Source organism: Fibrella arboris (assembly GCF_041321095.1).
GTDB classification, from domain to species: Bacteria; Bacteroidota; Bacteroidia; order Cytophagales; family Spirosomataceae; genus Fibrella; species Fibrella arboris.
This window is the reverse complement of sequence record NZ_JBGGWE010000002.1, coordinates 255,509-266,878: the sequence shown is the minus strand read 5'-3', so window position 1 is coordinate 266,878 and position 11,370 is coordinate 255,509. Positions and strand designations below refer to the sequence as shown.

Below are 11,370 nucleotides of genomic sequence, written 5' to 3'. Positions count from 1 at the left end.
TTCGAATACCAATGAATTCGACTTCTAGATTTGGCTTCTCACGTGTATGACAGCGTGAATGGCGAGTAACTGGACGATGAAAGACCATTGGCGAAGCGACTACTTCTACTTAGAGTAGTCAGTCGCCCTGCTTTCAATATCTAGTCTATAGAATTGTTTTGATAATTCGGTAAACGTGCCGCAAATGTAAGGAATACGATCATAATCCCGAATGGATATTCTGAGAAAAGTATAATTATGAGGCTGTTTTTAGCTTGGAATTGAAATGGTAAAAATGATAGATAAACGCCTGATTTACATTTATTTTATAAGAATAGTGCAAGAAATATACTCAATAAGTATTTTCGCTAAATATGAGTAAAATTATATTAATGTGAAAATTTATTGTCTTGACAATCAATATAGTAGTGTTCTATTAACGCAGCAGATGCTAAGTAGTTCGTGAAAAAATGAACTCGTTTTATAAAAAAATCCCGGGCTACTTAAGTAGTCCGGGATTAGTGGCAAAAGTTGCAGCGTTCAAAAAGAACAGCTGTGTCTGAAAGGAAAGCTAGTTATCCGTAATCAGCGCATTGAGCGCTAGTTCGGCTGATGAGATTGGCCAGATATAGCCTGATTCCGATGCTGCTTTTAAAGGGGCCGTTCCTTTGGCAGGAATCGTTTCGAGCAGCCGAACCAGGTCATTGTTCCGTAGGCCTTCTCCTAAAAACTCAATCTCGCGTTCCAGCATGATTGAGTTAATCAGGCTGGCCGAGGTGGGGAAACTGGCCGTCGTGTAGGTGGTAGCTGCATCTGATCGGTTACGAACCGCGCTAAGCAAAGCCACAGCCTGTGCATCTACCGAATTGGTGCTGCGCACTTTTGCTTCGGCCAGGTTCAGCAGTACTTCTGCGTAACGAATCACAGGTACGTAGTCGGTGTAGGGACTGGCTACTTTGTATTTGGTCCACCAGCTCTTGGCCGTAGCGCCTGAACCACTCGTTTTAATGAATTGTCGACGCTTGTCAGTGGCTGTCCAGGTAGGTTCAGTAATGATCCCATTCGGATTCAGGGAATATTCACCACCGCCTACACCACCATTGGCAGCAGTGGGCGAGAAGTAGAACGCCAGCTGATTCTGCGTGCCAGGTGAGTCGCCCGATGTGCTTGTCATCGGCATCGAGAAGATTGACTCCGTTGTGGTGTAGTTCGTGAAAACAGTGGCAACGTCGGCCTGTAACCGATGCGCAACGCCCGTTGCTGCCGCAAACGGAGCCGTGGCGCTGACAATCTTGTTGGCTTCGGTAATCACCGCGCCGTAGTTCTGCATGCTGAGGTATACCCGGGTTTTCAGCGCAATCGCCGTATTCTTGTGCGCACGGGTTGTGTTATCCGTTGCTGCCGTGTATGACGAGGGCAGCGCTGCTTCCGCATCATTCAGGTCTTTTAACACCTGTGTATACACCTCCGCGACGGTGCTCCGGGCAATATTCGATTCCCCCGATCCAATGATGCCTTTCAATCGAAGCGGAACGCCGGGTTTCGAGCCGTTGCCATCAGCATAGGGGCGCGCATAATACTGAAGCAGGCTGTAATAGGTTAACGCCCGGATCAGCTTGGCCTCGGCCACATATTTAGGCGCCAGATCAGCCCCAACTACCGCCGCACCGCTTGTTGCCATTCCATCAATAAAGATGTTGCATTTATTGATAACCAGGTAGGCAGCGCTCCAAAGGGTTTGAACGGCCGTAGCGCTGTTTGTCGCGTTTAAGGCCCACACGTCTGAGCCAGTTACCAGGTTCGACGTTTCATTGATGAAGTTTTCCCCTCGAATATCGCCGTAAATGACGTAACGGCCCCCGTAAAAATTGCCAGACTTCAAGCCAGCATACAGCGATAACAATTGCCCCTGTACCCGCGAAGGTGTGCTGAAGGCCGAGGCATCCGAAACGGATGTTTGTGGAATGGGGGTCAGCAGATCACGATTACAGGCTGTGAGTGCTGCTATGAGTGTGCCAACGATGGCAAAGTTGATGATTGACTTTTTCATGATGGTTGTTGTACGGTTAGAATCCTGCACGTAGTCCGATGGTGATTGTCCGGGAGTTACCAACCGTGTTGCGGTCAATGCCCTGTGAACTGGTGCTGTTCCCATTCGACGATACTTCTGGATCTGGACCGGGGTATTTGGTCAGGACTGCCAGGTTCTGACCGCTAACATACAAGCGGAGATTGCTGATTTTGGCCCGGCTTGTCAGACTGGCTGGCAGCGTATAGCCAAGGGTCAAATTGCGCAGTTTCAGGAAATCGCCTTTGAACACGTTGATATCCATGGGCGTAGCTGATCCGTTCGACACGTTGTCACCAAAGACAGCCTTGGGATACAGCTTGCCGGTATCACCTTCCTTGGTCCATGTTTCGGTCAGCATATCCCGGTCATTGTTCCAGAAACGCTGATCGTGCAGGCCGGCGTTGGTGCCGTAATACACATTGAAACCAAGTTGATACGTAAGCAGAACACCCAGATCGAAGTTGCGGTACTTGAAGTTGTTATCGAAGCCACCGTACTGTTTTGGGCTGACGTTGCCGTACATCACACCATCAGCCGCCTGTGTAATGGAGGTACCACCAGTTGGACTAACGTACCTGGTTTTACCATCTGGCGTTGTCGAGTAGTTAAACTGACCGGTTGGCGCGTAGAACTGATAATAAACAGGTGTGCCGGCTGAATTTAAGAAGATACGTTTGCCAGACGTGGGGTCAACACCGCCCGTACGTAATACCCACAGTTGGCCAAGTGGATAACCGACCATCGTCTGGCTAACTGTCTCCAGGCCAGAGGTTACCGTTTGTAGCGACGTTAAACCGGGAGCCAATGCCGTTACTTCGTTCTTGTTGAAGGTAATATTGAAGTTAGACGTCCACTGGAAATTCCTGGTATTCACTACCCGTCCGGTAAAAGACAACTCCAGCCCTTTGTTGTACATCGCCCCCACGTTCTGCGGCGGGCTTGATGGCAGACCCGTCGATGGTGACTGAGCAACGTTTAGAATCAGGTTGTCGATGTCATTCTTATAATAGGCCACTTCACCCGTAATCCGATCATTGAGCAAACCGAACGTGAAGCCGATATCGGTTTTCTTGCTGGTTTCCCACTGCAGATTTGGGTTACCCACACTAGAGAAGTTCAGCGTAGCCACACCACCATACAGACCTGATCCATACGTAGAGTACGGCGTGTAGTCGCCGATACCGCCAATGTTACCTACTTTTCCATAGCTGCCACGAATCTTGAAGCTGCTAAACAGACGGTCTAGACCGGCGCTTGCCCAGAAGTTTTCCTTCGTGATCTCCCAACCGGCCGACAAGCCGTAGAAGATCCCTTTTTTCACACCCAACGCCGAGTATTCGTCCTGGCGGATGTTGGCGCCCAGCAGATATTTCTCTTTGTAGTTGTAGTTCAACCGGCCAAAGCCAGACAGTAGGTAGTTTTCTCCGTAGCCCAGACCCGTGGCATTGTTTGTCACGAAGCCCGCCTGAATCACGGTGTAGGCAGGGTCTGAGAGGGTTTGGCGGTTCAACCCATAGGCCTGCGAGGTGCGGCGCTGTTGTTCCTGGCCCAGAAGCAGGCTGAAATTATGTGCGCCAGCGATCGTTTTGTCAAATTGAGCCGTATTTGTCCAGAGTGAGGTTTTGTAGCGACCGAAGATGCTCGAGGCAGACCCGCCCGTTGAATTACCCTCAGCGGTGATTGGTGACGAGAACAGATCATTGTCGATATACAGGTAGTCGATGCCGAAGGAGCTCTTCAGTGTAATCCAGTTTACCGGCTTGATCTGTAAATAGATGTTCGACTGGATGTGGTTATTTTCCGAATTCGACCGGTTCAGATCAAGCGAGGGTACTGGGTTAGGGTACGAAATCGCCGTGCCCGTCACGTTTGTCCCTGTGCCAATGGCAGGGCCGCTTACGTTATACGAACCATCGTTGTTGTAGGGCGCCAGGATTGGAGGCAATACCAGACCAACACGCCCCAGACCACTGGTAGCAAAGGCTTCACCACTCAATGAACCCGATGACGACGACGAATAGTTTTGCTCATTGGAGTACGAGATTTTGCCGCCGATGGTAACTAGCTTTCCTACTTTACTGTCTACATTGAATAAGGTATTGATCCGCTGGAAATCATTTTTCCTGATAATACCTTCCTGCTTGGTGTACCCGGTTGAGAAGTAGTAGTTTGTGTTCTCGCTACCGCCCGACACGTTGATGTTATGGCTCTGCGAAAAACCCTGCCGATAAATATAGTCATACCAGCGAGTGTCGATCGGATTGCCGTTGGCATCATTGGTCTGAACAAACTTGGCGGTTGAGGTTGGGTTGTTGGCAACAGCCTGCGTTTTAAAGGCAATGTATTCGCTGGCATTCATCATGTTGGGCAGCCGGTACGTATTTGAAAAGCCAGCCCAGCCATCGTAATTCACTTTTACCTTGCCTGCTTTCCCCCGTTTGGTAGTTATAAACACAACCCCGTTTGCGGCCCGGCTACCGTAGATCGCGGTAGCTGCGGCATCTTTGGCGATGTCCATTGTTTCGATATCATTGGGGTTGATACTGGCCAGTGGGTTGGCGGGGGCATTCGTCGAACTGAAATCACCCGTATAAGTAGGGATTCCATCGATCACGATCAGTGGGTAAGAGCTCAGCGAAATCGAATTGGTACCCCGGATGCGGAACACAGGTGGATTATTTAGTACACCGTTTGGGACTGTGATCTGAACCCCGGGACTACGGCCTGCCAAACCAGCTTCAAAGCTCTGGATAGGCGTTTGGGCGATGGCCGCTCCCTTAATCGTTGTAATGCTTCCGGTGGCATCCTGACGAGATTGCGTACCGTACCCGACAACCACTACTTCGCTCAACTGTTGTGAATCACCAGAGAGCGCAACGTTAATTGTGGTCTGATTGCTAATGGCTACCTCTTTGGCAAGGTATCCGATAAAGCTGAAGACCAGCCGACCACCAGCAGGAGCAGTCAATTGATATTTTCCCTGCCCATCTGTCGAAATGCCACGTGTTGTTCCTTTTACCTGTACACTAACACCTGGGAGTGGTGTGTTATCATCGGCAGTGGTGACTTGACCACGGATCGTAATATCCTGTGCCAGCATCGGAAACGAGAGCAGCATCAAGAGTAGCCAACTTCCCGTAAAGAGTTTTCTCATGGTTCTGTAGATTATTGATTTGTTAGGTGAAGCAAAAGGGGATCTGTACTTTCCAGTAATTTCTATACGCCTGAAAAAGTAGAAGACCACTAAGTAAAGCAGGAGATAATTTGGAAAATGATACTTTGACAATGTAAAAATAGTGTCTAAGGGTTTAGCATAGGCTTTTTATTCTGAAAAAAAGTTATTTGGCAGGATAATTTTAAACATTACAAGATAAGATATAAATACTCAGGCATTCCTCTATGTTTAGTGAAATAATTAACCTTATTAATTATATGAATTGTGTTTTTGGTAGTTTATAACTAGCTATAGGTTAGTTGGCTCTGAAAAAAGACCCTAAACTAAACCGCCCAGGGCAAGTCGAGTTGCGGCACTACATTACTCCCAGGCGTCGATGAGCTGCTCCGGCGACAGTAACTTCGTGCCTTGCTTGTCGAACACAAAAAAGCTGCCCTGACAATTCGGGGCAGCTTTCTGAATAAGTCAACTAATAAACTCTACGATAAAATAAAAAACGGGCATCAGAGTGGATTCTGGATAATCGCCTTCGTGAAGTTGATTCTCCGAATCGGGACCAGAAACTCCCAGCGGTAATTACTGGCTGGCACATCGAAAAGCACGGCTACAGTTGAAGTGTATTACCAATAATAGTATTCCCAGAAGCAGCTGCGTAAAACAGTGATCTAAAAAAATACAGATACTAGGGTATTATTTGGCTATTCCGCTATCGGTAGTATAAAAATAAGGTTAACCTTGTTATAATCAAATTTTAATTCTGTGTAAATGTGACGGAAAAGAATATGGAATAGTCAACAGGTTGACAAGGCTGTATAACTATTGCAAGATTCCGTTAAAGTATAATTTTAGCATGTATACATTTTGTAGGCTGATATGCCCGTAAAACGGGCATAAAAAAACCGCTCTGATTGCTCAAAGCGGTTTCAATCTCAACTTAATCGGTCTATTGTCGGAACGTGTAGCCGATTCGTTTGTAGTTCTGACTCGGTTTGTAATCGGTGCTTGTGCTGTCGATCACCAGAATCAGGTTACCAAATGGTGCTGCCGCGCTGCTGGCTTTGGCCACCGTGATGGTCATAGCCACCGTACTTGATGTAGGCGCGCCGGCCGCCGCAAATGTAGCCACACCACCATTGGCAATAGTGTACGTTGACGGGGAAGCCGTTGAGGTAGGATCAACAAAAACACGGACCGGTAGCTCAGCACTCCGCTGACGGCCAACCAGATTCAGCTGGGGAGCGATTGTAGCGCCAGCCGTTGTGCTTGTTGCCACGGTCAGTAACGGGTACGTCCGTCCTACACTGGCTGCATTGACAACCGCTGGTTGAAACTCAATCAACGTCTGGTTATCAAATACCTTATTGATATCGTTGTTGCAGGCATATAAACCCAACAGGGCCAGTACACATGCCGCAAGAGTTGTTATTTTTTTCATTGAAAACAGTAGTTAGGCAAGCCTGGCTTCAGCTGGTCTGGTGAAGCCCGACATTGCGTGATTAGTAGCCGAAATTCTGCTTGATGTTCTTGTTTGTCGACAGGTCGTTCACAGGAATATTTGCCAGAATACGGAAATCCGTGTAGACTAATCCACCACCTTGTGCAGCTGCTTTTACCACATTCTGACCGGTCCGTTTCAGGTCAAACCAGCGATGCCCTTCAAAACCAAATTCCAGGCGAGCCTGCCGATAAATCTCAGCCAGCAGCGCAGCGCCTGTCAATGTGGAAGCCGGTAAGCCAGCGCGTGTCCGAATCACGTTCAGGTCAGCCAGCGCAGCGTCTGTGTTACCCAAGTAGTAGTTGGCTTCGGCCCGATTCAGATATACTTCCGATACCCGGATTACAGGTACGTTATCAAGATTGATAGTACCGTTCTTACCCAGAAACTTGGTTGTTTCAATAAAGGCTGTACCCCGGCCAGTTGTACCAAGCTCGTACAACTGACGACGAATATCCAGAATAGCGCCTGTCGAGCTTTTTTCAGCTTCGAGGTCAGCGATGAAGGAGGTGGCGCCCGCTGTTGTAGGGACCAGATCTCCAAAACCGCCGGTGGTTGACCGGTCGCCAGTACGAACCAGCGTCGTGTATGTCGTCTGTAATGAGGTATTTACACCAATGTTTTCAGACGCAACAGCGAACTGGACTTCAAACAACGATTCCGGGTTTTGAGGGGCCCGCCAGCCGCCGACATACGATGCATTAGGCGACAATTTGATTGATCCTGCAATGGCATCTGTAGCATATTTAACTACAGTAGCATAGTCTTTATTGTACAAGGCAACGCGCGAGAACAACGCCTGAGCCGCCTGCAAGTTACCGTAAGCAGGTGCTGACGGGTTCGATTTTGTGAACGTGGCAATTGCATTCTGCAAGTCAGAATAAATCTGCTTGTATACGTCAGACACGGCCGGACGGGCAGGAAATGTAATGTTCGCCTGATCCGTTACGCCGGTTAACACGATCGGTACACCGCCCCGGTTTTGTGAAGCAACTTCAACACCTGGATCGTATGTATAAGCACGGCTTAGGTCATGGTAAAGCAGTGCCCGTAGAAAATAGGCTTGCCCCTGAAAACGGTTCCGACGGGCGGTATCAGCCGCAGCGAAGGTCACTTTAGAGACATTGTCCAGAATCAGGTTAGCCTGATTGATGGCAAAGTACGATGTAGCCCAGTTGGTAAATGAAGCGTTGGCTACGTTCCGGTTTTCATTAACCAGACGACCTGACTTATTTGTAAACTGAGCGTTATCAGACAGGGCCTCCGACAGAGCCAGGAAATCCCGCCCGTAGAGTACAGTTGACTGTAGACGGTCATAGATACCGTTGATGGCTGCATCAAAACCTTCTGGTGTTGTCAGTGCAGTTTGCGAGTCTGCCGCTGTACGGGGCTTTACTTCGAGCAGGGTGCTGTCTTTACAGGCCGAGATCGTCAGTAGACCCGCTGTCAGCAAGCTTGCCGACAGGATTAGTTTATGTGTACGCATAGCGTCTAAGATCGTAGTTCTGAATTAAAACGTTATGTTGATACCAGCCTGGTAGGTCTTCGAATTGGGTACCAGACCGCTGTTACCCGAGCCGAAGTTCAGGAACTCTGGGTCATAACTTGTCCATTTGGTTACCGTAATCAGGTTGGCGCCCTGGATGTAGACACGTGCTTTCGATGCCTTGATCTTACGGGTAAACGTAGCCGGAATGTCGTAGGCAAGTGTTACCTGTTTCAGGCGTAGATATGAAGCATCTTCCAGGGTACGCGTACCCGACAGGTTGCTAATACTGTTTGCTTCAGCATTGGCGTTAAACGCACGGGGTACGTCGGTGATGTCACCTGGCTGTTGCCAGCGACGATCGAATGTTTCCTGCAGGGCGTTGAAATTACGGCCAGCGTTTTCCGCCAGGAACGACGTTTGGGAGTTGAATGACCGACGACCATAGTCGAACTGAAACAGGAAGTCGAGCGACAGACCACCGTAGATAAACGTGTTATTGAAACCACCGTAAAACTTAGGCAATTCAGAGCCGAAGAATTTCAAATCGCGTGGATTTTGCGGACGGTAAGTAATGTTCCCGGCGTAGTCATACCACATAGCCCGGCCGGTTGCCGGGTTAACACCAGCATAATCGGTGGTATAGTTAACCTGGAGTGGACGACCCAGAATGGCACTCCGGCCTACACCATAGAAATCAGTATAGCTCAGCACCAGTGCGCTATCCGGGTTGTTTAATGGGACGATACCTGGATAAAGCTTCGTCACTTTGTTCTGGATGCTGGTGATGTTGAACGCCGATTTCCATTGGAACTGGCCAGCACGAACGTTGACGGTATTGATCTCGAACTCGATCCCTCGGTTCTGTACTTCGCCAGCGTTACGGGCAATGGTGCTGTAGCCGCTGGTGAAAGGCAGGTTGAAAGGCAGGAGCAGGTCTTTACTGGTCCGCTGGAATACGTCGACCGAACCGGTAATGCGGTTGCCTAACAGACCGAAGTCAAGGCCAAGGTTGATCGTTTCGTTGGTTTCCCATTTCAGATCGGGGTTTGCCAATTGAGTAGGAGCAAAACCAGCCGATCCATTATAGTCAAAACCTGGGCTAACCAGACCTAACCCCGGGAAGTTAGACGCACCAAAGGCCGACCCTAACTGGTCATTACCCGTTGTACCAAACGAAGCCCGAAGTTTCAGATCGTTCAATGTGGTGTTGCCTTTCAGGAAGCTTTCTTCTGAGATCAGCCAGGCACCAGAAATGGAGGGGAAGAAACCAAAGCGGTTGTTGGCTCCGAAACGGCTTGACCCGTCCAGACGGCCAATGAAGCTGACGTCATACTTCTTGTTGAAGTTGTATTTAACGTTCCCGAACAACGACCCTTTCCGATACCCTGTCCAGCTGCCGCCGATGCTCACGGGCAATGCCGCTGCACTGGCATACTGGAAATCAGGCGTAGGTACGTTCGTGATATTACTCGAGAGGTTTTCGTTAATATCCGACCGGTACTCTGCACCGACTAATGCGCTGATTTCATGTTTACCCGCAAACAGCTTGTTGTAATTCGCTGTGATGTTGGTCAGGAAGTTCTTGTTCTCGTTCAACTGATCCTGAACACGGCCACGTACGTTGACACCATCAGCAGTGCGTGGGTCAGAGAAGTTATGACCACGAATCGACCGATAGTCCATGCTGACAAAAGGACGAATGGTCAAATTGTCATTCACTTTGTAGTTCAGCGCAAGGCTACCCACGAAGCTGTTCTGATTGGCGCGAATGGTATTCAGCTCACTTACCTGAACAATGTTCTGGTTCAGGATGCCTGGAATACCACCCAGTGCCGGCGTACCATAGTAGCTACCATCTGGGTTATAGATGGGTACACTTGGCAGAATCAGGGGTGACGAGAACGCCGCAGCACCCAGGAACGAACCACCGTTTGGTGATCCAAACTGGCCACGCGAGGTGATTGTGCTCAGTTTCAGTGTTTGTTCCAGCGTCAGTTTGTTGTTGATCTGGTGCGTCAGCGTTGTATTGATCGTACCACGCACGAAGTCAATGTTGATGATGTTGGCGCTCTGCGTGTAATATGAACCTGACACGAAAAAGCGGGTCTTCTCATTACCACCGTTCAGGCTCAACTCATAGTTGTTGGTCTTGCCTTGCTTGTAAACGGCATCCTGCCAGTCGTAGGTTGGCAGCGCTGCGATCTCAGCGTCGGTCAGCGTCGTTGGCTGACGAAGCGTTGATAAGATCGTAGAGCGGGCTACGTCAGCAGCAGTACCGGCGTTAACCAGGTTTTCAGTCCGAAGCTTGATCCAGTCCTGGGTGTTCAGCACGTTCAGCTTTTTGATCGGATCAGAGATGCCCGTGTAATAATTGAAGGAAACGGCTGTTTTGCCGGCCTTACCCCGTTTGGTCGTTACCAGCACCACACCATTGGCCGCCTGCGACCCGTAGATTGAGGCTGCCGCGGCATCTTTCAGGATCTCGATGTTCTCGATATCGTTCGGGTTCAGGAAAGCCAGCGGGTTGCTACTCGTAAAGCTGGAGTTGTTGGTGGTGTTCAACTGTACCCCGTCAATAACGTACAGCGGATCGCTACCAGCTGAAATAGAGCCGACACCCCGGATACGAATCTGGATAGCACCCCCTGGTACACCATTGGCCGATGTTACCTGAACACCTGCTGCCCGACCAGCCAGGGCCTTGTCAAAACTACCTACAGGTAAGTTGCTTATTTTGTCGCCGCCAACTTTCGAGCTGGCCCCCGTAAATTCCCTGCGGTTTACCGTGCCGCCATAACCTGTTACAACTACTTCGTTCAGGTTTTGCGAATTCGTTGTCAATTTTACATTCACAACGGTTTGTTTTCCTATAGCAATCTCCTGATTATCATAGCCAATAAAGCTAAAAACGAGGCGAGCCCCGGCAGGAGCGCTGATTCGGTACGAACCAGTGGCATCAGTCACGGCACCCCGTGTGGTGCCTTTGACCTGCACACTAACACCCGGCAAAGCCGAGTCGTCATCGGAAGAGGTCACTCGGCCGCTGACCGATACATCCTGCGCCATGGCTGGCAGCGTGATGATCAGTAGAAGCAGCCAGCTTCCCAGAAAGAATTTTCTCATAGAAGTTTGACGATAGAATTAGTTTGTTAATTGTGATT

General features: G+C 49.3%; 5 protein-coding genes. All 5 read right to left on the bottom strand.

All coding sequences use genetic code 11. The features are described from left to right. Nucleotides 1-550: 550 nt before the first annotated feature. Entirely contained in the window at nucleotides 551-2,029 is a 1,479-nt protein-coding gene (locus ACAW75_RS03650) for a RagB/SusD family nutrient uptake outer membrane protein (protein WP_370727318.1), read from the bottom strand. Nucleotides 2,030-2,045: 16 nt separating this feature from the next. After that, complete coding sequence (locus ACAW75_RS03645) at nucleotides 2,046-5,204, bottom strand: SusC/RagA family TonB-linked outer membrane protein (RefSeq protein ID WP_370727317.1); 3,159 nt, start codon at nucleotides 5,202-5,204, stop codon at nucleotides 2,046-2,048. A gap of 964 nt (nucleotides 5,205-6,168) precedes the next feature. Next, nucleotides 6,169-6,660: a hypothetical protein gene (locus ACAW75_RS03640; RefSeq protein WP_370727316.1), complete on the bottom strand. Its 492-nt coding sequence runs from the start codon at nucleotides 6,658-6,660 to the stop codon at nucleotides 6,169-6,171. A 61-nt stretch (nucleotides 6,661-6,721) separates the two neighbouring features. Continuing rightward, a complete protein-coding gene (locus ACAW75_RS03635; RefSeq protein ID WP_370727315.1) occupies nucleotides 6,722-8,206 on the bottom strand; it encodes a RagB/SusD family nutrient uptake outer membrane protein in 1,485 nt (494 codons plus the stop codon). 24 nt (nucleotides 8,207-8,230) lie between these two features. Beyond that, complete coding sequence (locus ACAW75_RS03630; RefSeq protein WP_370727314.1) at nucleotides 8,231-11,332, bottom strand: SusC/RagA family TonB-linked outer membrane protein; 3,102 nt, start codon at nucleotides 11,330-11,332, stop codon at nucleotides 8,231-8,233. Nucleotides 11,333-11,370 lie beyond the last annotated feature (38 nt).

Excerpts from the sequence above, each read along its gene's own strand:
- ACAW75_RS03650 (WP_370727318.1), bottom strand. The coding sequence starts at position 2,029 with ATGAAAAAGTCAATCATCAACTTTGCCATCGTTGGCACACTCATAGCA.
- ACAW75_RS03630 (WP_370727314.1), bottom strand. The coding sequence starts at position 11,332 with ATGAGAAAATTCTTTCTGGGAAGCTGGCTGCTTCTACTGATCATCACG.
- ACAW75_RS03640 (WP_370727316.1), bottom strand. The coding sequence starts at position 6,660 with ATGAAAAAAATAACAACTCTTGCGGCATGTGTACTGGCCCTGTTGGGT.
- ACAW75_RS03645 (WP_370727317.1), bottom strand. The coding sequence starts at position 5,204 with ATGAGAAAACTCTTTACGGGAAGTTGGCTACTCTTGATGCTGCTCTCG.
- ACAW75_RS03635 (WP_370727315.1), bottom strand. The coding sequence starts at position 8,206 with ATGCGTACACATAAACTAATCCTGTCGGCAAGCTTGCTGACAGCGGGT.